Annotated in this window: 25 protein-coding genes and 1 riboswitch; of the genes, 17 read left to right on the forward strand and 8 right to left on the reverse strand. The window is 48.1% G+C overall.

The features are described 5' to 3' along the window. Window positions 1-13 precede the first annotated feature (13 nt). From MK185_14215 to tatC, 4 genes are read left to right on the forward strand one after another with little or no spacing between them, the layout of a single operon-like run. Complete coding sequence (locus tag MK185_14215; GenBank protein MCH2041779.1) at window positions 14-355, forward strand: histidine triad nucleotide-binding protein; 342 nt, start codon at window positions 14-16, stop codon at window positions 353-355. A 45-nt stretch (window positions 356-400) separates the two neighbouring features. Beyond that, the gene (tatA, locus tag MK185_14220) at window positions 401-676 is read left to right on the forward strand and encodes a Sec-independent protein translocase subunit TatA (protein MCH2041780.1); all 276 of its coding nucleotides are present in this window, start codon (window positions 401-403) and stop codon (window positions 674-676) included. Continuing rightward, a complete protein-coding gene (gene tatB / locus MK185_14225; protein ID MCH2041781.1) occupies window positions 676-987 on the forward strand; it encodes a Sec-independent protein translocase protein TatB in 312 nt (103 codons plus the stop codon). Before tatA ends, tatB begins: the two co-directional genes overlap by 1 nt. Next, on the forward strand, window positions 984-1,739 hold the full coding sequence (gene tatC, locus MK185_14230; GenBank protein ID MCH2041782.1) for a twin-arginine translocase subunit TatC: 756 nt from the start codon (window positions 984-986) through the stop codon (window positions 1,737-1,739). Before tatB ends, tatC begins: the two co-directional genes overlap by 4 nt. Before the next feature lie 90 nt (window positions 1,740-1,829). On the opposite strand, the gene MK185_14235 is transcribed toward tatC, so the two are convergent. Together MK185_14235 and polA are read right to left on the reverse strand one after the other, a co-directional pair. Beyond that, complete coding sequence (locus MK185_14235; protein ID MCH2041783.1) at window positions 1,830-2,840, reverse strand: patatin-like phospholipase family protein; 1,011 nt, start codon at window positions 2,838-2,840, stop codon at window positions 1,830-1,832. 24 nt (window positions 2,841-2,864) lie between these two features. Next, a complete protein-coding gene (gene polA, locus MK185_14240) occupies window positions 2,865-5,651 on the reverse strand; it encodes a DNA polymerase I (protein ID MCH2041784.1) in 2,787 nt (928 codons plus the stop codon). 99 nt (window positions 5,652-5,750) lie between these two features. Between polA and MK185_14245 the strand changes: the two genes are divergently transcribed. Continuing rightward, complete coding sequence (locus MK185_14245; protein ID MCH2041785.1) at window positions 5,751-6,035, forward strand: DUF2782 domain-containing protein; 285 nt, start codon at window positions 5,751-5,753, stop codon at window positions 6,033-6,035. A gap of 65 nt (window positions 6,036-6,100) precedes the next feature. Then, complete coding sequence (locus MK185_14250) at window positions 6,101-7,039, forward strand: homoserine kinase (GenBank protein ID MCH2041786.1); 939 nt, start codon at window positions 6,101-6,103, stop codon at window positions 7,037-7,039. Window positions 7,040-7,132: 93 nt separating this feature from the next. Here MK185_14250 and MK185_14255 read toward each other — a convergent pair whose 3' ends face one another. Next, window positions 7,133-7,534 carry a c-type cytochrome gene (locus tag MK185_14255; GenBank protein MCH2041787.1) on the reverse strand — a complete coding sequence of 134 codons (402 nt, stop codon included), beginning with the start codon at window positions 7,532-7,534 and terminating at the stop codon, window positions 7,133-7,135. Window positions 7,535-7,775: 241 nt separating this feature from the next. Between MK185_14255 and MK185_14260 the strand changes: the two genes are divergently transcribed. Further along, window positions 7,776-8,888 carry a transglycosylase SLT domain-containing protein gene (locus MK185_14260; protein MCH2041788.1) on the forward strand — a complete coding sequence of 371 codons (1,113 nt, stop codon included), beginning with the start codon at window positions 7,776-7,778 and terminating at the stop codon, window positions 8,886-8,888. Here the strand turns inward: MK185_14260 and MK185_14265 are convergent. After that, window positions 8,885-9,631: an ABC transporter substrate-binding protein gene (locus MK185_14265; protein MCH2041789.1), complete on the reverse strand. Its 747-nt coding sequence runs from the start codon at window positions 9,629-9,631 to the stop codon at window positions 8,885-8,887. The two genes, MK185_14260 and MK185_14265, sit on opposite strands and share 4 nt — an antisense overlap. Before the next feature lie 107 nt (window positions 9,632-9,738). Between MK185_14265 and MK185_14270 the strand changes: the two genes are divergently transcribed. From MK185_14270 to MK185_14285, 4 genes are all read left to right on the forward strand, one after another. Next, on the forward strand, window positions 9,739-9,918 hold the full coding sequence (locus tag MK185_14270) for a YnbE family lipoprotein (protein MCH2041790.1): 180 nt from the start codon (window positions 9,739-9,741) through the stop codon (window positions 9,916-9,918). Window positions 9,919-9,940: 22 nt separating this feature from the next. Next, complete coding sequence (locus tag MK185_14275) at window positions 9,941-10,261, forward strand: YdbL family protein (GenBank protein ID MCH2041791.1); 321 nt, start codon at window positions 9,941-9,943, stop codon at window positions 10,259-10,261. Between the two features lie 11 nt (window positions 10,262-10,272). Further along, window positions 10,273-10,869 (forward strand): LemA family protein, encoded by a 597-nt coding sequence (locus tag MK185_14280; protein ID MCH2041792.1) that lies wholly within the window; start codon window positions 10,273-10,275, stop codon window positions 10,867-10,869. 63 nt (window positions 10,870-10,932) lie between these two features. Continuing rightward, on the forward strand, window positions 10,933-12,879 hold the full coding sequence (locus MK185_14285; GenBank protein MCH2041793.1) for a M48 family metallopeptidase: 1,947 nt from the start codon (window positions 10,933-10,935) through the stop codon (window positions 12,877-12,879). A 53-nt stretch (window positions 12,880-12,932) separates the two neighbouring features. Here MK185_14285 and MK185_14290 read toward each other — a convergent pair whose 3' ends face one another. Both MK185_14290 and MK185_14295 read right to left on the reverse strand, forming a co-directional pair. Continuing rightward, window positions 12,933-14,693: an ATP-binding cassette domain-containing protein gene (locus tag MK185_14290; GenBank protein MCH2041794.1), complete on the reverse strand. Its 1,761-nt coding sequence runs from the start codon at window positions 14,691-14,693 to the stop codon at window positions 12,933-12,935. A gap of 210 nt (window positions 14,694-14,903) precedes the next feature. After that, window positions 14,904-15,353 carry a hypothetical protein gene (locus MK185_14295; protein ID MCH2041795.1) on the reverse strand — a complete coding sequence of 150 codons (450 nt, stop codon included), beginning with the start codon at window positions 15,351-15,353 and terminating at the stop codon, window positions 14,904-14,906. Between the two features lie 89 nt (window positions 15,354-15,442). Continuing rightward, a riboswitch (molybdenum cofactor riboswitch) is annotated at window positions 15,443-15,622 on the forward strand. Between MK185_14295 and moaA the strand changes: the two genes are divergently transcribed. The 6 genes from moaA (at window position 15,614) to moaE (ending at window position 19,178) form a co-directional block, all read left to right on the forward strand. Further along, window positions 15,614-16,699 carry a GTP 3',8-cyclase MoaA gene (moaA, locus tag MK185_14300; GenBank protein ID MCH2041796.1) on the forward strand — a complete coding sequence of 362 codons (1,086 nt, stop codon included), beginning with the start codon at window positions 15,614-15,616 and terminating at the stop codon, window positions 16,697-16,699. It overlaps the preceding riboswitch by 9 nt. A gap of 16 nt (window positions 16,700-16,715) precedes the next feature. Further along, entirely contained in the window at window positions 16,716-17,324 is a 609-nt protein-coding gene (locus MK185_14305; protein ID MCH2041797.1) for a molybdenum cofactor guanylyltransferase, read from the forward strand. Window positions 17,325-17,388: 64 nt separating this feature from the next. Beyond that, window positions 17,389-17,934, forward strand: a complete 546-nt coding sequence (gene moaB, locus MK185_14310) for a molybdenum cofactor biosynthesis protein B (protein MCH2041798.1) — start codon at window positions 17,389-17,391, stop codon at window positions 17,932-17,934. A 33-nt stretch (window positions 17,935-17,967) separates the two neighbouring features. Next, on the forward strand, window positions 17,968-18,447 hold the full coding sequence (gene moaC, locus MK185_14315; protein ID MCH2041799.1) for a cyclic pyranopterin monophosphate synthase MoaC: 480 nt from the start codon (window positions 17,968-17,970) through the stop codon (window positions 18,445-18,447). A gap of 15 nt (window positions 18,448-18,462) precedes the next feature. Next, complete coding sequence (locus tag MK185_14320; protein ID MCH2041800.1) at window positions 18,463-18,711, forward strand: MoaD/ThiS family protein; 249 nt, start codon at window positions 18,463-18,465, stop codon at window positions 18,709-18,711. Between the two features lie 14 nt (window positions 18,712-18,725). Then, window positions 18,726-19,178, forward strand: coding sequence for a molybdopterin synthase catalytic subunit MoaE (moaE, locus tag MK185_14325; protein MCH2041801.1), 453 nt, complete (start codon window positions 18,726-18,728; stop codon window positions 19,176-19,178). Window positions 19,179-19,206: 28 nt separating this feature from the next. Here moaE and MK185_14330 read toward each other — a convergent pair whose 3' ends face one another. Further along, on the reverse strand, window positions 19,207-19,995 hold the full coding sequence (locus MK185_14330) for a crotonase/enoyl-CoA hydratase family protein (protein MCH2041802.1): 789 nt from the start codon (window positions 19,993-19,995) through the stop codon (window positions 19,207-19,209). 29 nt (window positions 19,996-20,024) lie between these two features. Beyond that, window positions 20,025-21,827, reverse strand: coding sequence for an acyl-CoA dehydrogenase (locus tag MK185_14335; protein ID MCH2041803.1), 1,803 nt, complete (start codon window positions 21,825-21,827; stop codon window positions 20,025-20,027). Window positions 21,828-22,205 lie beyond the last annotated feature (378 nt).

Consider the following 22,205-nt stretch of genomic DNA (forward strand, 5'->3'; position numbering starts at 1 on the left):
ACAGTGGATTCGTATGAGCTCACTCACCGATTGTTTGTTCTGTAGCATTGTTGCCGAAGAGATTCCGGCCAAGATTGTATATCAGGATGAACGATTGATGGCGTTTCACGATATTGCCCCAAAGGCAGAAACCCATTTATTGGTGATTCCGAAGCGCCATATTGAGAATCTGAACGACCTCAGCCACAGAGATGCGGAACTGATGTCACACCTGATGCTGAAAATACCTGAAATTGCAGCGCAGCAGGGGTTAACGGGTTTCCGTACTGTCACCAACACAGGTATTGAAGGTGGCCAGGAAGTCTTTCATATGCATTTTCATATTCTCGGCGGTAAACGCCTGCCGGGATTTTAAACGATTGAATAAACTCATCAGAGTAGAAAAATAAGAGGTAATCCCATGCTAAGTGGTATCAGCATCTGGCAACTGTTAATCGTTCTGGCCATCGTCATCATGATTTTCGGTACGAAAAAACTGCGTTCACTGGGTGGTGACTTAGGTGGTGCGGTCAAAGGCTTTAAGAAAGCCATGAATGATGAACCCGCCGAGAAAAAAGACGAAGAAGCAAAAAACCTGACCCACGAGAAAGGTGAAGCGCTGGAAAAAGACGCGGATTTTACGGAAAAAGCCGCTGAGAAGACTGCCGAAAAGAACGATAAGCAAGATAAAGCCTGATGTTCGACATTGGTTTTCTTGAGCTGATGGTGGTTGCCATCCTGGGCCTTCTGGTACTGGGACCGGAGCGACTGCCTAAAGCGGCACGCAGCCTCGGGCTGATGATTGGTAAAGTGCGTCGTACCATGAGCAACATCCAGGACGATCTGGAGCGCCACGCTCGTACCGAAGAGTTGCGGGAAAAACTGAAAGACCCGTATGCAACCTTTATGGACGACGATCAAACAGAAAAAATGGCTGCCAGTGCGACTGAGAGCAAAAACGAAGACGCCAGCGACCAGCCAGCTGCTAACGAATCCAAACCTTCATGAGCGATCAGGAACAACCCCTCGTTACCCATTTGGTGGAATTGCGTAACCGCCTGCTGAAATCTGTTTTAGTGGTGCTGACGCTATTTCTGGGTATGTTTTATTTTGCCAACGATCTGTATCTGATCCTGGTTGAACCACTATCGACACTGCTGCCTGACACGGGCAACATGATTGCAACCGGTGTTGCATCCCCCTTTTTAGTCCCCTTTAAAATGACGCTGGTACTGGCCGTTTTATTATCAATACCGTTTATTCTGTTTCAGATCTGGTCGTTTATCGCCCCGGGTCTGTATCAACATGAAAAGCGATTTGGAATTCCTTTACTGATTTCTTCAGTGATTTTGTTTTATGCCGGTATCGCTTTCGCTTATTACGTGGTGCTGCCACTGGTGTTTGGTTTCTTTACCGCCGCCGGACCGGAAGGTATTTCATTTCTGCCGGATATCACCAATATCCTCAACTTTATTCTCAAGATATTTTTTGCCTTTGGTATCGCTTTTGAAATTCCGATTGCGACCTTCCTGATGGTATTAACCGGTATGACGACGGTAAAGTCTCTGGGCGAAAAGCGTCCGTATATCTTCCTCGGCTGTTTTGTTGTCGGCATGCTGGTAACACCGCCGGATGTAATCTCCCAAACGGTACTGGCGCTGCCGATGTACTTATTATTTGAAATTGGCGTATTGTTCTCGCGTACTGTAAAGAGTCGGGGCGACGATGAAGGAGAAGAAGAGAACTCCATCGCACCGTAAGCTAATTTATGTACCGATGAATGTCGCTACTGAAAAAGCCCGCTCAGTTGTACTGCAGCGGGCTTTTTTGTGGTCCGTTCCAATAACGAGTCAGACATGGATCGGTTTACCGCTTACAGGATCAATATAATCCAGCGATGGCCCCTGATACTGATTCAGAATCAGTTGCACGGTTTGCTCACCATACTGGTCAAACCAGAACTTACCGAGGTCACGAATACGCTGAATATTCTCTGAAGTGACACAATCCATCGCCTGAACCGGTGGATTAGCTAAACCCGGTTGCTTCACCAGCTCACTGTTCACCCGGATATAATTACCCGGCTTGCACAAAGTTAACGCCTGATAAGCAGCAATACGCTGGTCAGATAATATATCGATAATCTGTCCCTTTAATGCCCACTGAATAGCACCCCACTTCTGAGACACTTTACCGTTTAATGGCTCGGTTAAATAACCGGTACCAATCGACAACACCCGTAAGTCATCAACGGCGGTCTGAAACCATCTTTTGGCTTCGGCAATGGCACACATGGTCGGGTTATTAGCAATCACACCACCATCAATGAGCCAGGCCTGCTGATTATTAATATTCAGCTCGGCGGTTGGGAAATACGTCGGCGCTGCTGACGTCGCATCAACAACCTGTCGGCATGACATCGAACGATGTGCTGCATTGGTCGATTTAATGACAAGCGGTTTACGGTTATGTATGCCGTAAGTCACCACCAGAGCCGCTTTATCTGACCTAACATCGCCTAAATAGGCATCACCCAATATCTGATTTAATACATCGAGTTTACCGGCGCGGGTATATTTGGGTCGTAGAATACCGGGAACAAAAGGCCAGCGACTGCTTTTTGAGAATAACGTCTGCGCCGTATGACCACCATGCAACTCATCAATTTCTTCCATGCTTTTGTCGGTCGTTGCCAATGCCAAAGCGATGGTGCCACCAGCGCTGGTACCAGCAAAAAAATCGACTTCATCGCGCAGGTTTCTTCCCTCACGTTTTAGTTCTTTCTCCACACGGGTTAAGAACTCAGTGGTGGCGGCCCCACGAACGCCACCACCGTCGAGGGATAAAATCAGTTTAGTCATGCTACCTTCCCTGGCCAACGTTAATTAATGCGCCTGATCCCAGTTATCACCAATACCCGCGTCAACCAATAGCGGCACTTTTATTTCGGCCGCTTCCTGCATTTTCTGCTGCAATTCTGCGGCAAAGGCATCAGCCTGATCCTCACGTACTTCGAGAATCAGTTCATCGTGTACCTGCATCAACATCCGCGCATCAAAACCGGATTCAGGCAACCAATCAGCCACTTGAATCATTGCACGTTTGATAATGTCCGCAGCGGTTCCCTGCATCGGTGCATTAATCGCGGTACGTTCTGCGTGCTGGCGACGAGGTGCATTTTTGGCACGAATATCCGGCAGATATAGACGGCGGCCAAAGATGGTTTCAACGTAGCCTTTTTCTTTCGCCGTTTCGCGGGTGTTATCCATATAGGCCTGTACCCCAGGGTAACGCTGAAAATACAGATTCACATAGTCCTGCGCCTCACCACGACCAATACCCAGTTGTTTCGCCAGACCAAAAGCCGACATGCCGTAAATTAAACCGAAGTTAATCGCCTTGGCACTGCGACGCTGGTTATCGGTAACGTCATCTTCACTGACACCAAACACTTCAGCAGCCGTTGCACGGTGAACATCGCGGTTTTCATTGAAGGCATTTAATAAACCTTCATCACCGGATAAATGCGCCATAATACGCAGTTCAACCTGGCTATAATCTGCAGCCACCAGCTTATAACCTTCAGGGGCAATAAATGCCTGACGGATACGACGGCCTTCTTCACTTTTAATCGGAATATTCTGCAGGTTAGGGTCCGTGGAAGATAACCGTCCGGTCGCGGCAACCGCCTGATGATACGACGTATGTACCCGGCCTGAGCGACTATTAACCATTAATGGCAGTTTATCGGTATAGGTGCTTTTTAATTTCGCCAGCCCACGGTGTTCGATAATAATTCGTGGCAGTTCAAATTCTTCCGCCAGCTCCACCAGCACTTCTTCTGCTGTAGACGGTGCACCTTTAGGCGTTTTTTTACGAACCGGTAATTCCAGTTTTTCGAACAGGATAACGCCCAGCTGTTTTGGTGACGCCAAATTAAATACTTCGCCCGCCACATCGTGGGCCTGCTGCTCCAGTTGCTGCAGTTTCTGTTCAACCTCAGCACTTTGCTGGTGTAATAAATCGCCGTCGATTAAAGCACCGGTTTCTTCCATACCAAACAATACCGGCATGGCACCCATTTCGATATCGGTGAATACCTTACTCAGTGATTCTTCTCGCTGCAGTTTCGGCCACAAGGTCTGGTGCAGGCGCAAAGTGATATCGGCATCTTCTGCCGCATAAGGGCCAGCCACATCGATATGAATCTGATTGAAGGTTTTTTGTTTCGCACCTTTACCAGCAACGTCTTCAAAACTGATGCATTTATGCCCCAGATACTTCAATGCCAGGCTATCCATATCATGACGGGTTGCGACAGAATTCAACACATAAGATTCTAGCTGAGTATCAAACGCGACGCCTTTAAGCTGAATATCGTAATTAGCCAATACGTGCATATCGTATTTCATATGCTGGCCAACTTTTTTCTGGTTCTTATCTTCGAGAATCGGTTTTAGCTGCGTCAATACTGCGGCACGATCCAGCTGCGTTTTACCTTCCGGCAGACAATCATCATCGTGCGCTAAGGGTACATATGCGGCTTTTCCTGCTTCCACAGCAAAAGACACACCCACAATTTCAGCGTCTTTATAATTTAGCGACGTGGTTTCGGTATCGAAGGCAAATAATTCAGACGCTTTCAGCGTTTCCAGCCAGCGATCGAGTTCAGCCTGGTCAAAAATAACGTCGTAGTCGCCTTCTATTTTTTCCGGCAACACATCGTCATCACCATCAACAGCAACAGAAGCGCCAGTCGAAGCAGCAGAGCCACTGGTAGACGATTTATCAGCACCACCACTGAGTTCAGCCGTCCAGGCTTTGAATTCGAAGTGTTGGAAGATTTCCAGTAGCTTGTCGTGATCAGCTGCAGTGGCAACCCATTCCTGCAATGGTTTTTCTAATTCCACATCACATTTAATGGTCGCTAATTGTTTGGATAGAAATGCCTGCTCTTTATGTTCCTCCAAACGTGGCGCCAGCGTTTTTGCACCACGGAAACTTAAGGTTTTAACCTCATCCAGATTGGCATAAACATCTTCCAGACTGCCTAAACCGGCAATCAGGCCAACGGCCGTTTTTTCGCCCACTTTCGGCACACCAGGAATGTTATCGACTTTATCGCCCATCAACGCCAGATAATCGATAATAAATTCCGGACCAATACCAAACTTCTCTTTCACACCTTCTACGTCCATAAACGTGTCGGTCATGGTATTAATCAGAGAGACGTGTTCGTTCACCAGCTGGGCCATATCTTTATCGCCGGTGGACACAATCACTTCTCGTTTCAATTCGGTTGCCTGGGCTGCCAGCGTGCCAATCACGTCATCCGCTTCCACGCCATCGACGATTAATAATGGTAAACCCATGGCGTGAATGATGTTGTGGATCGGTTCGATCTGCTCACGCAGCTCTTCCGGCATCGGCGGACGGTTGGCTTTATATTCGCCATACATATCATTACGAAACGTTTTGCCCTTGGCATCAAACACCACCACTACTTCAGACTCTGGATAGTCCTTCTGCAACCGTTTGATCATACTGATCACACCTTTAATGGCATTGGTATACAGACCTTTGGAATTGGTCAGCAGGGGAATCGCATGGAAGGCTCGGAACAGGTAAGAGGAACCATCAACAAGAATGACAGGCTGAGACATGATATTCATCAAATCCTTAGTTAGTCTTTTATCAGAACGTATCGAATTGGTGTAAACAGGCCCGGCAACGCGATACACTGGCATTAATTCAAATGCGAGTAGTCTACCATGACGTTTACCAAAACACTGGCGCTTGCCACCGCTTTGTACGCATCCCTGTTCAGCCTGAATGTCATGGCTGCAGACCAGGCCGGAGAAACCGTCACCATCCGTAATGATGGCGATAACACCTACTATGAGTTTCGGGTGAACGGTAAAGTCAGCGAGATTAAAGTGGTGCCTAAAATCGGTAAACCGTATTACCTGATTCCGACCCACGAAGAAGATGGCGACTTTATGCGCAAAGATAACCCGGAGATGCGGGTACCGAGCTGGGTCATCTTTCGCTGGTAATCCCCCGCTGGCAGCCGTATCTGACGACCCCTTGTTGGGGTGCTTAAATAACGAAGTTTTAAAATATGTCCGTATATACCCCACTCACTCAGCCACAGGTTGAAGCTTTTATGTCGGCTTTTACACTGGGTGAACTGCAAGGCTACCAAGGCATCGAAGCTGGCGTAGAAAATACCAACTTCTTTGTGAACACCTCACAAGGTGAGTTTGTACTTACTTTGTTCGAGCAACATCAATACGACGAAGTGCGTGAGTTGGTCACCCTGGCCCATCACCTCGGCCAGGCTGGCCTTCAGGTACCGGCACCGTTAGAGGATAAGCAAGGACAGTGGTTACATACGCTGGAAAATAAACCGGCCATCTTGTGTAAACGCCTGCCCGGAGAACACATCGAACAACCAACAGAAGCCCACTGCTATGCCATTGGCGCCGCTCTGGCTGAGTTGCACCTGGCGGCACAGAGTCTTGAGCAAAGCCGCCCGGATGATCACGGTCTGGAGTGGGCCAGCACGATGCTGGATGAACTGGCGGACGATTTATCGGCAGCAGAACAATCATTGCTCGCCGACGAAGTACAGTGGCAGCAGGCCCATCAGACTCAATGGCAAAGACTGCCAACAGGCTGGATCCATGGCGACCTGTTCCACGACAACGCTTTATTTGTTGCCGGCAGCGATCAGGTCGGCGCAATACTCGATCTGTATCACGCCAGTTCCGGTGCATTACTGATGGATCTTGCCATCATCGCTAACGACTGGTGCTGCGATAAACAAGGCAACTGGATCGGCGACAAACAACAGTCTTTGCTCGACGGCTACAGCTCAGTGCGGCCATTGACGGAAGCCGAGCTGGCAGGCTGGAATCAGGCGTTGCGCGCTGGCGCGCTGCGTTGGTGGGTCGGTCGTCTTGCTAATCGTCGTAAGCAACAGCGCTCTGGTGCGAAAATGACTGCGATCAAAGATCCTGGTGAATACCAGGCTAAGCTGGAAAAGCACCGTATCTGACGCGTCAGACATTAATCCGGAAGACACAAAAAAGCCGCGGCAAACTCATCAGTTGTCGCGGCTTTTTTGTATCAGGTACGTATCCGGAGCGAATTAACGACCAGACATAAACTTGATCGCTGCCATCAATTCATCATCGGAGCAATCAGCACAGTTACCCTTAGGTGGCATCGCATTGATCCCTTTGATTGCCAACGCCAGAGACTCATCAATACCTTTCGCCAGACGTTCATCCCACGCCGCTTTGTCGCCGTTTTTCGGCGCGCCCAGAATACCAGCGCCATGACACGCAGTACATGCGCCGTTGTATACTTCTTCACCAGAGCGAGGGCCTGAAGCGACCACTGCAGCGCCGCCACACTCAGCACCAATACACACTTCGCCAACTGGCTTGATGCGTTCACGAATCTTGTCGATCTGAGCCTCGGTGGTAGCGAAGGTTTGCGCCGCTACCAAAGCAGCTGCAGCCATAATCAAAGCTTTCAGTTGTTTCACGGAAGTGTCCTCTCATAAGCCGCTGACGGCCAACACATTTTTTTAATCGTAAGGTTAAAATCGCCGGGCATTATAACGGCATTTTGTAGGGGTTTAAATTCTGATCGGAGAGAAACCACGGATCAGACTCAAAAGATCGGGAATTTGTCGACAAATTCTGTAATTGGATCTGGAGCAAGTGGTCAGCTGTGGTTAAGCTGGGTCGGGCAAGATAGCGAAACCAGTTAACAGGGAAGTGCAGATGAAACGCCGTCAATTACTGAAATTATTGCCCACCGCCAGTGCCATCCTGGCTCTTCAACCCGCCTTAAGCCGGGCTGAGAGCGAATTTGAGCGTTACAAACGTCAGCAGCAGGCGGGAGTGGACAAAATTAAAAATGAATGGAAGCGATATCGCAAAAATTACCTGCTTGCGTACCGTGACTACAAGCGCAAAATTGGTGCTGTTTGGGCCGATCCGGAGCTGTCGAACCGAACCGAGTGGGTCGACTACAGTGATAACCTGAAAACCAAGCGGGTAATAGACTTCAAGAGCAATGAAATACGTATTTCGTTCGCTAATACCGAAAGCGCCAAAGTCAGTGAGGATGCCATTCGCAAAGAGTTTGACAAGGTGATTCGTGCCACCATCGGTGACTCGTATCAGCGCGATCCGGTATTGACGCAGACGACCGGGCAGAAAGCCCCGCAAGCGCCTCAGACGGTGAGCCAGATCAGTCAGGATCAGGCCCAGACATTACTTGCTAAAGCCAAGCGCCAGCAACAGAAAACCCGCAAAGGCGATGTTGTCATCGTCACCATCCCATTAAAAGCCGATGCCGTGCCTGAGCGAGCACGCGGTTATCTGCCAACCGTGAAACAAGCAGCCAATAAGTGGGGCGTACCAGTGCCACTGGTTCTGGCTATCATGCAAACAGAATCCTCTTTTAACCCAATGGCGCGCAGCCACATTCCAGCCTTTGGCCTGATGCAGATTGTACCCGCCAGCGCCGGGCGTGATGCCAGCAAACATGCGTATGGTAGGGAGCGCTTACTGTCGGGTCAGGAGCTGTTCCAACCACAAACCAATATTGAGCTGGGATGTGCCTATCTCAACCTGCTCGATAAACGCTACCTGAGAGCGGTGAAAGATCCACAAAGCCGCCTTTACTGCGCGATTGCTGCCTACAACACCGGTGCTGGTAATGTTGCCCGTGCGTTTACCGGCAACACCTCGGTCAGCTCAGCTGCAAAAAAGATTAACCTGATGACACCACCTCAGGTATACGCGCACCTGCGCAAAAATCTGAAATACGAAGAGGCTCGCAACTACCTCTACAAAGTCACCAAGGTAATGCCAACGTACCAGGCTTAAGGGCGTTCTGACGGTGTGATAAAGCGGTTAATAATGGCTTCATAATGGCCGGATTCATGCAGATACTTAAGCCCGGCATCGAAGTCGTCGCGCCAGTCAGCGCGAACAAAAGCAACCTTGTAATGCGAGGGTGGAAACAGCTCAAAGCGTTGCACATCCGCATCGGTTGCAATGCGGACTTCCTGCTGACGATAGTAGTTAAAGATATTTTTATCCATAACCACCAGATCGATTCGCCCGGCATACAGCATAACGACCTGCTTCGCCTGCAAGGCTATCTCCTGATATTGTGGATTGTCACGGGCCATCGCGGCAAAATCGGCACCAAGATATTTACGGGCGTTCTGAAACGCAAGAATCGAATACGGTGCCAAATCCTCAATCCCAAAGATAGGAAAAGAACGTGACTTGAGGCTAATTGCCTGATTCTGATAGGTAATATGGGGCTGGGAGTAGAACACACCGTCACGGATACCAGAGTCTTCATTGACCGTCATCGCTGCATCGGTAAGCCCCTGCTCCAACATCGACAATACCCGCCAGAAAGGCACGTACACCGGCACCAGTTCATGGCCACGGTAAGCCAGCGACTCACGGACAATTTCCAACTCAATACCAGTATCCTGATCAGCGATGACATAAGGCGGTAACGCCAGACCAATCACCATAGAGATCTTTTCCGCAACAGCCGCAAACGGCGCGCAAAGCATTGCCATCAACATCAGAGTAAGGAACCGTTTCACAGCGCTTTCCTCCCATTTGCGATAAAGAGTAAACTTCCTCCAGTGTAGCTTGCATTGGCCAACAGTGCGGTTAGAGTTATGCTATTCATTACAGGAAACTGACGCTTATGAAAGCATCTTTGCTTGCTCTGCTTCTGATTGCGCCGCTTAGCGCGTGCACATTAAAAGTGGCAGCCCCGGAAAAACCCATCACCATTAACCTGAATGTAAAAATAGAACATGAAGTTCGGGTTAAAGTCGAAAAAGATCTGGAAAACCTGTTTGAAGAAGACAGCGATCTGTTCTGATAGCAGCATAAGGAATCACATTATGAAAAAAGTCACGTTGTTGGTCACTGCGCTGTTGCTCTCTGTCAGCAGCTGGGCGCTGGATCTGTCTCAGGCAAAAAGTCAAAACCTGGTTGGCGAAAAATCCAACGGTTACCTGGGGTTAATCGTCAGCAGTAATACCGCGGCAGCCGCTCTGGTTACCGACATTAACCGCAAGCGCAAAGCCAAGTATCAAAGCATTGCCAACAAGCAGAACACCCAACTGGCTAAGATCGAAAAAATTGCCGGTGAAAAATTAACCGCAAAAGCCAAAGCTGCAGGCCAGGCTTTTCAGAACGCCAGCGGCAGCTGGACCAAATAAGGAGTTCTAACATGGATATGAATACCATCATTGTGCTGGTTGTCATTGCTCTGTTGATTGTTTATGTCATCGGTATCTACAACAAGCTGGTGACTCTGAAAAATCGTTATGAAAATGGCTTTTCACAGATCGAAGTACAACTAAAGCGTCGTTATGACCTGATCCCGAATCTGGTTGAAACCGCGAAGGCTTATCTCAAGCACGAGAGTGAAACTTTGGAGGCCGTTGTTGCTGCGCGTAATGAAGCCGCAGCAGGTTTAAAAGCCGCCGCACAACACCCCGGCGCAGCAGACGCGATGCAGCAACTTGCCGGTGCAGAAGGTGTGCTAGCAAATGCCATGGGGAAACTGAATGTCACCATGGAGGCCTACCCGGATCTGAAAGCCAACCAGAATATGATGCAGGTGTCGGAAGAACTGAGCAGCACGGAAAATAAAATTGCCTTTGCCCGCCAGGCATTTAACGATGCCGTTACGGCATACAACACCTACCGCCAGTCTTTCCCGCCGGTATTCTTTGCCAGTAAATTTGGTCATCCGGTGGATGCCGAATTACTTGAGTTTGAAGACAGCGCTCAGATTCAGGCAGCGCCTAAAGTTTCTTTCTAACCTCTATTCCTCCCGGCTTCTGCCGGGAGATTATTCTTTGCTCCTGCTATTCAAGGTTTCCCTATGGATTTTTTCAGCCATCAGGATCAGGCAAGAAAACGCACTGGTCAGCTGGTCGTTTTATTCTCCTTCGCCGTAATTACATTGATCGTACTGCTGAATTTGCTGCTCGCTGCGGTATTTTGGTACAGCGACGGCCAATACATACGAAGTGGTGAGAATATTGTGCAGGCCATCCTTCACTATACGACACCAATGCTATGGGCACAGATTACGGGTGGTGTATTGGTGGTGATAGGGGGTGCCAGCCTGATTAAATGGCTGATGTTACGAGGTGGAGGAAAAACGATTGCAGAATCGTTAGGTGGACGGCTATTAACTCCAGATAGCCAGGAATTCTATGAAAAACGTCTGTTAAATGTCGTTGAAGAAATGGCCATCGCTGCCGGCATGCCGGTACCACCGGTATATGTTCTGCCAGATCACAGCATTAATGCTTTTGCAGCTGGCTACCAACCATCTGATGCCGTGATTGGTGTCACCAAAGGCTGTATGGAACAGTTAACCCGTAATCAGCTGCAAGGGGTAATCGCGCACGAATTCAGTCATATTTTTAATGGCGATATGCGTCTTAATATTCGCCTTATGGCAATTCTTTTTGGTATTTTATTTATCGGTATGATTGGCCGATTTATTTTTGAAGCCGCGTTACGTGGCGGTGGAAGCCGTCGCTCAAATAACGAAAAGAGTAATCCAATCCCCTTTCTGGCATTGGGTTTTGCTTTGATTATTATTGGTTATGGCGGCGTATTTTTTGGTAATTTAATTAAAGCTGCGGTCTCACGTCAGAGAGAATTTTTAGCCGACGCATCGGCAGTTCAGTTCACCCGTGATCCATCCAGTATCGGCGGTGCACTAAAAGTCATTGGACATGGTTCTGGTTCTGAAATTGCTTCACCGGAGCGAAATGAAACATCGCATTTATTTTTTGGTCAGGCACTACCATTTCGTTTTGGTTGGTTTCAGACACACCCTCCAATTGAAGAACGTATTCAGCGTGTTGATCAACATTGGGATGGTCAGTTCCTGGCGCCACAATCGCGTCAGCAGGCAGAGCAGGAATCTCCGGAGATTGCTCAACAAAGTAACCAGGCTGAAAAGTTCGCTGCGATTGCCGGAACCGTCGCTGCAGTCAGTTCTGTAATGAGCGATGCGCCAGACCAAATGCAAGCACAAACACACTCGTTAACTACCTCCAAACAAGCATTGCAAAAACTCACCGACGCGGCACATGAAACTTACAGTGCCAGAGCGCTGATTTTTGTCTTATTACTGGCCACCGATACACGCCTCGTACATGAGCAACAATTGGATATAATTCGTCAAAATCATGGCCAGGATTTATTCAAGAGTTGCTTACGCTTGCTGCAGCTAAGCAAAGAGATAAATGATAAAGAACGTCTGCCATTGGTGGAGAAGGCCATCCCGGCATTAAAACAATTATCGGCAGATCAATATCAGGACTTTCGCCGTACCATTGTTCAGCTAGCCAAAGCCGATGGTGAAATCGATATTTTTGAATGGTGTTTATATCGTCTGATTTTACGTTATCTCGAACCAACATTTGAGGAAGTAAAACCGGTTAAAGCAAAACACAGTAAGCCAGAAAAACTTTACCCGGAATTAGCCGTAGTGCTGTCATATCTGGCACATTATGGTCACGATTCACAGCAAGATGCTGTTCAAGCTTTCTCTGCGGCATTAGATGCGGCAGGTTTTGATGCAGAAAAACTCTCACTACAGAGTGTCGATAAGACAACATTAAAGCCTCTCAATCTGGCATTGGCCAAACTGACCGAAGCCTACCCTCACGTGAAAGGGCGCGCAATTAAAGGTATGGCTGCGTGCATAAATGCTGATGGTGAATTGCGCGGTGTTGAACTGGATTTGGTACGTACAATGGCAGCCATTCTGGAGAGCCCGGTGCCTGGATTATTTGATAAAACATGAACCTGTTAACATAGTGCAAATATCTGCCTTGTCTATTAAACGATAACACCAAATCAGGCATGTCCGGATGCGGGTGACATGGGTTCGTTATTAAACTGCAACTCTGCCAAACGTTTATACAAAGGCGAATCATGCAATAACTGCCGGTGGCTACCAATCGCCACCAGGCGGCCATGATCAAACACAGCAATACGATCAACGTGCGCTACGGTTGCGAGGCGATGAGCAATAATAAAGGTCGTTCGGTCTTTCATTAACTCATCCAGCGCCTGCCGCACCAGATGTTCACATTGAGCATCCAGTGCACTGGTGGCTTCGTCCAGCAGTAAAATTTCAGGGTCGCGCAATATTGCGCGGGCAATGGCCAGACGCTGCTTCTGACCACCAGATAATTTTACGCCTTGTTCACCAAGGAACGACTGATATTGCTCAGGTAATTGTTCGATAAACTCATCGGCATAAGCGGCTTTGGCTGCAGCAAGAATTTCCGTTTCGGTGGCATTGGGGTTACCGTATTTCAGGTTATCCCAGACGTTGGCACTGAATAATACGGGCTGTTGTGGCACCAGGGCAAACTGGCGTCGCAGCTCCTGCAGGTTCCAGTCTTTTATGCGTTTTCCATGTAATAAAATATCGCCCTGCTGGGGGTCGCGAAAACGCAGTAATAAATCAAACAAAGTAGATTTTCCCGCCCCAGAAGGTCCTACCAAGGCGATCCGTTCACCGGGTTTAACTTCTAAGGTCAAATCCACAATAGCCTGTCGATCCGGGCGGGATGGGTAGTGATAACCCACCTGTTGAAAGCTTAATAGTGACTCGGCTTCGCTTACAGTTGGCGTTGGTTCATTCTGTTCAGGCGATTGTATTTCCGCCTCGGTGGCTAATAACTCGCGGATACGTTCTGCCGCACCGGTAGCGCGTTGTACTTCGCCATAGACTTCGGTTACTGCCGCTAATGAGCCAGCCACCATAATGGCGTAAAACACGAAGGCAGCCAGCTCGCCACCAGACAGTTCACCCGCAATAACATCGCTGCCGCCGATGTACAACATACCCGCGACAGAACCCATCACTAGCATCATCACCAGCATAATTAAAAACGCCCGCTGGCGTATACGCCGTAACGCTACATCAAATGCCCCTTCGGCGGCATCGCCAAACTGTTGAGTGACAATATCCTCACGGGTAAAGGCCTGAACGACTTTAATATGCTGCAGACTTTCACCGGCCCAGGCGCCAACACTGGCGATTTTATCCTGACTGTCACGGGATAATTTTTTCACCTTCCGGCCAAAATAAATCATCGGAAAAACAATCAAAGGCACCGCAACCAAAACAATTAAACTGAGCTTTAAATTGCTGATAAACATCAGCGTGATGCCACCAATAAAGGTCAGCGCGTTTCGCAAAGCAAAAGAGAACGACGAACCAATCACAGTTTGTAACAACGTAGTATCAGTGGTTACCCGGCTCTGAATCTCACCGGCCAAATTATCTTCAAAGAAGCTCGGTGGCAGACTGACCAGATGCTGATACAGCTGCTTACGGATATCCGCCACCACCCGCTCCCCCAGCCAGGAAATCATAAAAAAACGAAAATAGGCACCGATCGAGACCAGCACCACCAATACGCCAAAGATACTCAGAGCATCTGCCAAACCCTCGGTAGATTGTGCGGCAAAACCATTATCGACCATTAGCCGTACGCCTTGGCCTAACCCCAGAGTCAAACCAGCAGTCATTACCAACGCCACAACAGCAATGGTTAAACGAAGTTTATAAGGGCGAACAAATTGCCAAAGCCAGCGCAGCATAGAGATCTTCTTATAGAAATAATGGTGTGGATAAGTGCCTGAAGGCTAGCGGCTACGTGGGCCGGGGGCAAGGTGATATCGGGTAATGCAGTGTTCCAGCACCCCTAGCTAAATTGAAGTAGGGCTGCAAAAGCAGCCCGCGTATAACCTATAGATAACTTCTGTCATCAAACTTATACATTTGAGTAGTTAGCGCTAACTGTAGAACAGTCAGCCTTTTTCCGGTGGTGTTGATGACTCTTCAATCTTCAGGTTCATGGCAACAACGCCAGGTATTCCAAATACTTTTTCAATCACACTTTCACATTGATACACAAAATGCTGGCCTTTAGCTGCCTCAAATTCGACTTTAGGCAGTGAATAATCCTCCCCTAAAGTGCAACGAAACTCCAATGTGTATTTTCCCGGTTGAATATAGGCTGTTTCCCATCTCACGTACTCAAGAAAGTCCTTTTCACCAATAACTTCCTTACCATCTTGGTCAATCACTCTTATTAAACGAGCACTTGGAATATTACTAAAAAGACTACCGTTATTAAGAGACGTTATTGAAAATAGCTCTTCTTCACTCTGCCCTTCATTCTTGTAGTAAGCGACCTTGGGAGCAACAGCGCACCCGACAAGCCCAATAGCTAAACCACACAGTATTAAGTTTTTCATATCCATTCCTAATAAAACTATCGATTGAGATTGTAACAGTAACCCCTGAACATTCTGAACCTTTCCCTTATCGCCCAATCTCACATAGAATGGTGTCTTAACGCCGAAGCTGCTCCGTCTAAGTTTGGTCTTCACATACCTCTGTGAGCCTGAATAGGACGTGTCAGCCGTGATGGCTCCAGACATACCGTCTGATAGCTGCATCACCAGGGTTCTGTGGGAAACCACCGGGCCTCCCGCATTTGGAAAGGTGTAGAGAGATGAATACATATACCCGGATTCCGGCCGTAGAGCTGGAACCTTATGGGTCGATTCCGCCTGCAGTTGGTTCCAGGTTAGAAGATCTGGACGCAACACGGCAGGCTCATGACACTCAATTCAAAGACACGCATGGTCGGCGGTTCAGCTACCTGCGCTTGTCAATCACCGATGTCTGCAACTTCCGTTGTGACTATTGCCTGCCCGATGGTTATCAATGTTCGGATAAAACCGAGCCGTTATCGCTGGAAGAAATCCGTCAGTTGGCCAAGACCTTTGCCGCCCACGGCACACGCAAAATTCGTATTACTGGCGGTGAACCGGTATTGCGCAAAGACCTGCCGCAAATTATTGCAGCGCTAAAGCAAACCCCCGGCATTGAAACCGTCGCGCTAACCACCAACGGCTATAAGATCAACCAGCATATCGATAGCTGGCAAGCCGCCGGACTCGATCAGCTCAATGTCAGCATCGACAGTTTAGACCCAAAAGTCTTCCAAACCATCACCGGCCACAACCGCCTACAGGAAATACTCAACGGCATAGATCGCGCGTTTGAGCTGGGCTTTACAGATGTGAAGGTGAATGCGGTTCTGCTGAAAAGCCATAATGGTGGTGAACTGCAAAGTTTCCTTAACTGGATTAAATTTACGCCGGTTACCCTGCGTTTTATTGAGCTGATGAAAACCGGACAAAATCCGGATTATTTCGCTAAACACCACCTCAGCGGTGAGCAGATCAAACAGCAGTTATTGGCAAATGGCTGGCAGCAAAAAATCCGTAGTAAAGACGCAGGCCCAGCTCAGGAATTCGATCACCCGGATTACCAAGGCAGCATCGGCCTGATTATGCCTTACAGCAAAAACTTCTGTTCCAGCTGCAACCGTCTGCGTATTTCTGCACTGGGCAAACTCCATTTATGTCTGTTTGGTGAGCAGGGTTACGATCTGCGCCATTTCATGACTGATGGTAAACAGGCCCAGCTGGAAACTGCCATCCAGGAATTATTACGCGATAAGAAAGCGACTCATTTCCTGCATGATGGTCAAACAGGAGCCATTCAGCATTTTGCTCAAATTGGCGGTTAACAAGTGCGGTTAATGCATGCCATTGGATAATCCAAGAATAGTTGCAGCGGTTCTCGCTGGCGGCCTGTCCCGCCGTATGGGTAAGGATAAAGCTCTGTTGCTGGATAACCAGCAGCGCAGCCAGCTGCAACGCGCTTGTACTGTGATTAAACCTTTTATTGCCGATGGGGTGATACAAAAGATGGTTGTTAGCCGAGCATTAAATTCGGTGGAACAACAACAATTGGGGTATGAATTTATTCCCGATTTAGTGGAACAGAAAGGGCCGCTGGGGGCGATTTATTCTCTGGTACAGTCATTAAAAAATCAGTGTGATTATTTGCTGTTATTACCTGTAGATTTACCGTTCTTTCAGCCAGATAATCTGAATACCTTGATTGATCAGGGGTTAAGAAAAGAGTCGGCCTGTTTTTATCAGGATCATTTTTTGCCGCTGTTTTTGCCAATTTCTGATCAGTTGATTCAGTACCTTGAGCGGCAGTTGAATAGTGAAGATGGCAATCTGAGAGTTCGTAGTTTATTAACCGAACTGGGTAGCCAGGCAATAAGTTACCACGAAGATGAAAAATTTCTGACCAACGCCAACACACCTGAACAGTGGCAAGCAATTCAGAAGCAGATTTAAATACCAAGCGACTGCGAAAAACAATCTGCTACAACGTCTACAGATATAATCAAAAGGAACCATCATGGCCAAAACATTTACCGACGAATTTATTCCTCTGAATATCGCCGTGCTAACCGTATCCGATAGCCGTACGGAAGAAAACGATACCAGTGGTCAGTTGCTGGTTGCTGAATTAACTAAACAAGGTCACCACCTGAGCGACAAACAAATCGTGATCGACGACGTGTATAAAATCCGTGCACAAATTGCCAACTGGATTGCCGACGAAACTACGCAAGCCATTCTGGTTACCGGCGGCACCGGGTTCACCGGTCGTGATTCCACACCAGAAGCCGTTACTCCCCTGTTTGATAAAACCATCGATGGCTTTGGCGAGTTGTTCCGCCAGATCTCCTACCAACAAATCGGCACCTCGACGGTCCAAAGCCGCGCTATTGCCGGTCTATCGAACAGCACCGTCATCTTCTGCATGCCAGGTTCAACCAACGCATGCCGCACAGCCTGGGACGAAATCATCGAAAGTCAGCTGAACAGTACCCATCGTCCCTGTAATTTTGTGCCACAACTGAAGCAAGCAGAACTGGCACCTTGTAAAACCCGCGGTTAAGCGACTAACTGAAACCAAAAGCAGTGAAATACCATGTCTGAATTTTCCCATGTGAATTCCAACGGCGAAGCCAATATGGTTGACGTCAGCGACAAACACGCCAGCGTGCGTGTCGCCCGTGCTGAAAGTTATGTGAATATGAGTGCAGAAACGCTGGCGAAAATTCTTGCCGGAGACCATCACAAAGGAGATGTTTTTTCCGTTGCCCGTATCGCGGGTATTCAGGCAGCGAAACAAACCAGCAATCTGATTCCGCTGTGTCATCCGCTGATGCTGTCCAAGGTCGCGGTGGAATTTCAGCCTGAACCTGAGTCAAACCGTGTTCGTATCGAATCCCTATGTAAATTAACCGGCCAGACTGGTGTTGAAATGGAAGCCTTAACAGCGGTTTCTGTAACGGCATTAACGTTGTTCGATATGTGTAAAGCGATCGACCCCGGTATGGAAATTTCTGGCGTCCGTGTACTGGAAAAGCAAGGCGGGAAAACCGGTCATTGGCAGGCTAACAATTAACGGGGTTTAAAAATTATGAAGGTGTTATTTTTTGCCCAATTGCGCGAACGCTTAAACTGCGACAATACCGATCTGGATATCGAATTACCCGTATTGGTTTGTGATTTACGTGAAGCCTTAATGACCCGATTTCCGGATCATGCGGATCTGCTAAAAGCGGGTAAAGCGCTGGTTGCGATCAACCAGGAATTAGTGAATGACGAAAAAGCGACGATTGCCACAGCCGACGAAGTCGCTTTTTTTCCACCAGTTACCGGCGGCTAATAGTGGAGAAAACCATGGATTATATTCGCGTACAGGAAGCCGATTTCGATGTTCAAGCCGAATACCAGGCCATGCGCAAAGATAATCGTGAAGATGGCGCTATTGTATTTTTTGTCGGCCAGGTACGGGAGATGAACCAGGGCTCAGAAGTCACTGGATTATTTCTGGAACACTATCCGGCAATGACAGAAAAGTCGCTACAGACCATCGTTGCACAAGCCCGCGAACGCTGGCCGGTATTAAACCGTATTCGCCTGATACACCGGGTGGGTCAGTTACACATATCGGATCAGATTGTGTTTGTTGCTGTCAGCAGCAGCCATCGCGAAGCGGCTTTTGAAGCCTGCCATTTTATGATGGATTTCCTGAAAAACCGCGCACCTTTCTGGAAGAAAGAAACCATCGGGGCCGGCGATCGCTGGGTAGAAGCGTTGCAGAAAGACAAAGATGCCTTAACAAAATGGTGAGCAGGCACCTTTGACTTTCACAGTGCAATTATTTGCCGCTAAACACAGCCTCTCGTCGCTCCAGAAACGACGCAACCCCTTCCCGTGCATCATCACTGGTCATTACAACTGACATGTCTTTAAACACTTCGCGAATAGCCGTTTGCTGATCCTGATAGCGTGCCATCTTGGAAGACTTGAGTGCAGCCTGAACACCTAAAGGTGCCGCTTTAGCAATTTTTGTTGCCAGCTCCCGGGCACGTTGATGTAACTTGTCCCCATCAACAATTTCCTGAATCAGGCCCCACTGTAACGCCAGATCGGCAGAGAACTCGTCACCGGTTAACAGATAACGCTGAGCATTACCCCAGCCAATCGCTTCCGGCAAACGAATAGTACCGCCACCACAAGGGTAAATTCCACGTTGCACCTCTAGCTGCGCGTAACGTGCATCAGGTGAGGCAATACGAATATCAGTGTTTAACAGCAGCTCCAGACCCGAGGTATAACAAATACCCTGAGTAGCAATGATCACTGGTTTGGTTAAACGTTCACCCTGTAAGCCATACGGATCAATTTCATTTTTTGCCAGATCAGGCATTTTTCCGGTGGCAAAAATAGGCGCCCATTGGTCAAGCTCTAAACCGGAAGTGAAATGTTTTCCGTTGGCCTGAATCACAGCAACCCGCAGCTCATTTTCATGTTGTAGCTGATACAACGTCTGAGCTAATAAATGATAAGAATCCGGATCCAGGGCGTTCAGTTTTTCCGGACGATTAAATGTAATGGTAACGATGTGCTCGCTGATATCGATCAATAATTTATTGTCTTCAGACATGACTCTGCTCCCTTAACGTACCGTAACAATCAGAACCAATCCGCCTGCATATCAAGACAGGTCGTATCAAATGAAGTTAAAAGCTTGGCTTGATGATCTATTTCCGCTAGTTCCCAATGAATAAAATATTGCGCGGCCTGTAATTTACCCGAAAGGAATTGCTGGTCTTCTTCGGTGTCGGAATCTGCAAACGTTGCAACGGCTTTATCGGCCATCTCCAACCATAACCAGCCGATAACCATTTTGCTCATCAGGTCGAGAAAAACAGCCGAGTTCGCCAGTGATAATTCCACTTCGCCTTTTTGCAACGACTGACCCAGCGTCATTACCGTTTGCATCAATGTATTCAGATGTTTCTGGTACAAGTCCGCCAATGGTTTTAACGCTGCTTTCTGTTGGGCTGATGCCAGCGTTGCCTGCACCCGGGCCATTAATAATTGCTGGCCTTTGCCATTGTGTTGCCACAGTTTCCGACCTAATAAATCCAGCGACTGAATACCATGAGTACCTTCATGAATGGGATTTAGCCGGTTATCGCGGTAACACTGCTCCACCGGATATTCCCGGGTATAACCCGCCCCAGCCAATACCTGAATAGCCAGGTCGTTAGCGCGCGGGCCGTAATAAGACGGGAACGATTTTACGATAGGTGTTAATAAATCAAGCAGAATAGCGCTGTCTTGTGCTGTATTTTCATCGGCTTCACCTTCCATTTCGTCCACCAGACGAGAAGCAAATAAGCACAACGCTAAAGCACCTTCGACATAACTTTTTTGTGCCAGCAACATACGTTTTACATCGGTATGCTCAACGATATTAATAGGCTTGGAATTCGGATCACGAGTCGTCGCACTGCGACCCTGCGGACGGTTACGGGCGTAATCAAGCGATTCAAGATAACCACGATAACCAATCATGGCACCACCTAAACCAACACCGATACGCGCTTCGTTCATCATCTTGAACATATACGACAGGCCTTTATTGGCCTCGCCAATTAAATAGCCGTGACAGTTATCGCTTTCACCAAAATTCAGCACAGTAGACGTAGTACCGCGATAACCCATCTTATGTAACAGCCCGGCCAGTTTGACGTCGTTACGTTCCGCCAGAGAGCCGTCTGGATGGGTGAGAAACTTCGGTACGATAAACAGCGAGATGCCTTTTACACCAACCGGCGCCCCTTCAATACGTGCCAGTACCAAATGCACGATGTTTTCAGTGATGTCCTGGTCGCCGCCAGAGATGTACATTTTCTGACCTTTGATGCGATAGCTGCCATCGTCCTGGGCAATGGCTTTGGTGGTCAGATCGCCCAGTGATGAACCAACATCCGGTTCTGTCAACGCCATCGTGCCAGAGAATCGACCATCAAACATCGGTGGTAGGAAGGTTGATTTTTGCTGCTCGCTACCAAAGGCATGAATCACATTAGCAGCTGCACTGGTTAAGAACGGATAGCCCGCGGTCGATGGGTTCGCTGCCATAAAATACGCGTTACATGCAGCGTGAACCAGCGATGGCAACTGCATACCACCATCAGCGAAGCTGTGGCGTGCCGACATCAGGCCAGATTCAGCAAAGTGCTTCCAGGCCTCTTTTACTTCCGGAATGGTAATGACTTTTTCACCATCGAACTGAGGTTCGTGTGCATCAGCTTTGGCGTTGTGTGGCAAAAAATAACTTTCTGCGATTTGTTCGGAAGTCTTAAGAATGCCGTCAAAGGTGGTGCGATCGTGATCTTTAAAACGTTCCAGTTCCGTCAGTTGTTCTGCGTTAAACACCCGATACAACAGAAACTCGAGATCTTTTGGATTTACCAGCTTGGACATGGAGGGCTCCGGATTTAGTCGTTTTATCTAGTATCAGTCGCAGAGCCGCGAATAAATATTGGCATTAATGCCTTACTAGAAGCAAAAAGTGACAACGCGATAGCCTGGAAGACAAAAAAAGACCCGATAGCCATTGGGGGCAAACTACCGGGTCAACTTCGGATCATTGGGGAAGTACCGAAGAAAAAGAACTACCTATGGAGAAGTGAATGGCATCGCACCAATCTGTTCCCAACGGGACTACTTTCACTATAGACACTGATTTCAGCTTTGCGCCAATCCGGTAAAAAACTTCATTGTTTTTTACAATGATGGAGTCAGTTTCAATAGCTGAGACTCACAAAAAAGGGCCAATCTCAAGATTGGCCCTTTGCAGTA

This window comes from Saccharospirillaceae bacterium, assembly GCA_022448365.1.
Taxonomy (GTDB): Bacteria; Pseudomonadota; Gammaproteobacteria; order Pseudomonadales; family Oceanobacteraceae; genus Bacterioplanoides.

Excerpts from the sequence above, each read along its gene's own strand:
- moaC (MCH2041799.1), top strand. The coding sequence starts at position 17,968 with ATGTCTGAATTTTCCCATGTGAATTCCAACGGCGAAGCCAATATGGTT.
- MK185_14215 (MCH2041779.1), top strand. The coding sequence starts at position 14 with ATGAGCTCACTCACCGATTGTTTGTTCTGTAGCATTGTTGCCGAAGAG.
- MK185_14295 (MCH2041795.1), bottom strand. The coding sequence starts at position 15,353 with ATGAAAAACTTAATACTGTGTGGTTTAGCTATTGGGCTTGTCGGGTGC.
- MK185_14275 (MCH2041791.1), top strand. The coding sequence starts at position 9,941 with ATGAAAAAAGTCACGTTGTTGGTCACTGCGCTGTTGCTCTCTGTCAGC.
- MK185_14250 (MCH2041786.1), top strand. The coding sequence starts at position 6,101 with ATGTCCGTATATACCCCACTCACTCAGCCACAGGTTGAAGCTTTTATG.
- MK185_14285 (MCH2041793.1), top strand. The coding sequence starts at position 10,933 with ATGGATTTTTTCAGCCATCAGGATCAGGCAAGAAAACGCACTGGTCAG.
- MK185_14245 (MCH2041785.1), top strand. The coding sequence starts at position 5,751 with ATGACGTTTACCAAAACACTGGCGCTTGCCACCGCTTTGTACGCATCC.
- polA (MCH2041784.1), bottom strand. The coding sequence starts at position 5,651 with ATGAATATCATGTCTCAGCCTGTCATTCTTGTTGATGGTTCCTCTTAC.
- moaB (MCH2041798.1), top strand. The coding sequence starts at position 17,389 with ATGGCCAAAACATTTACCGACGAATTTATTCCTCTGAATATCGCCGTG.
- moaA (MCH2041796.1), top strand. The coding sequence starts at position 15,614 with ATGAATACATATACCCGGATTCCGGCCGTAGAGCTGGAACCTTATGGG.
- tatA (MCH2041780.1), top strand. The coding sequence starts at position 401 with ATGCTAAGTGGTATCAGCATCTGGCAACTGTTAATCGTTCTGGCCATC.
- MK185_14320 (MCH2041800.1), top strand. The coding sequence starts at position 18,463 with ATGAAGGTGTTATTTTTTGCCCAATTGCGCGAACGCTTAAACTGCGAC.
- MK185_14280 (MCH2041792.1), top strand. The coding sequence starts at position 10,273 with ATGGATATGAATACCATCATTGTGCTGGTTGTCATTGCTCTGTTGATT.
- tatB (MCH2041781.1), top strand. The coding sequence starts at position 676 with ATGTTCGACATTGGTTTTCTTGAGCTGATGGTGGTTGCCATCCTGGGC.
- MK185_14270 (MCH2041790.1), top strand. The coding sequence starts at position 9,739 with ATGAAAGCATCTTTGCTTGCTCTGCTTCTGATTGCGCCGCTTAGCGCG.
- MK185_14335 (MCH2041803.1), bottom strand. The coding sequence starts at position 21,827 with ATGTCCAAGCTGGTAAATCCAAAAGATCTCGAGTTTCTGTTGTATCGG.
- MK185_14235 (MCH2041783.1), bottom strand. The coding sequence starts at position 2,840 with ATGACTAAACTGATTTTATCCCTCGACGGTGGTGGCGTTCGTGGGGCC.
- MK185_14305 (MCH2041797.1), top strand. The coding sequence starts at position 16,716 with ATGCCATTGGATAATCCAAGAATAGTTGCAGCGGTTCTCGCTGGCGGC.
- tatC (MCH2041782.1), top strand. The coding sequence starts at position 984 with ATGAGCGATCAGGAACAACCCCTCGTTACCCATTTGGTGGAATTGCGT.
- moaE (MCH2041801.1), top strand. The coding sequence starts at position 18,726 with ATGGATTATATTCGCGTACAGGAAGCCGATTTCGATGTTCAAGCCGAA.
- MK185_14260 (MCH2041788.1), top strand. The coding sequence starts at position 7,776 with ATGAAACGCCGTCAATTACTGAAATTATTGCCCACCGCCAGTGCCATC.
- MK185_14330 (MCH2041802.1), bottom strand. The coding sequence starts at position 19,995 with ATGTCTGAAGACAATAAATTATTGATCGATATCAGCGAGCACATCGTT.
- MK185_14290 (MCH2041794.1), bottom strand. The coding sequence starts at position 14,693 with ATGCTGCGCTGGCTTTGGCAATTTGTTCGCCCTTATAAACTTCGTTTA.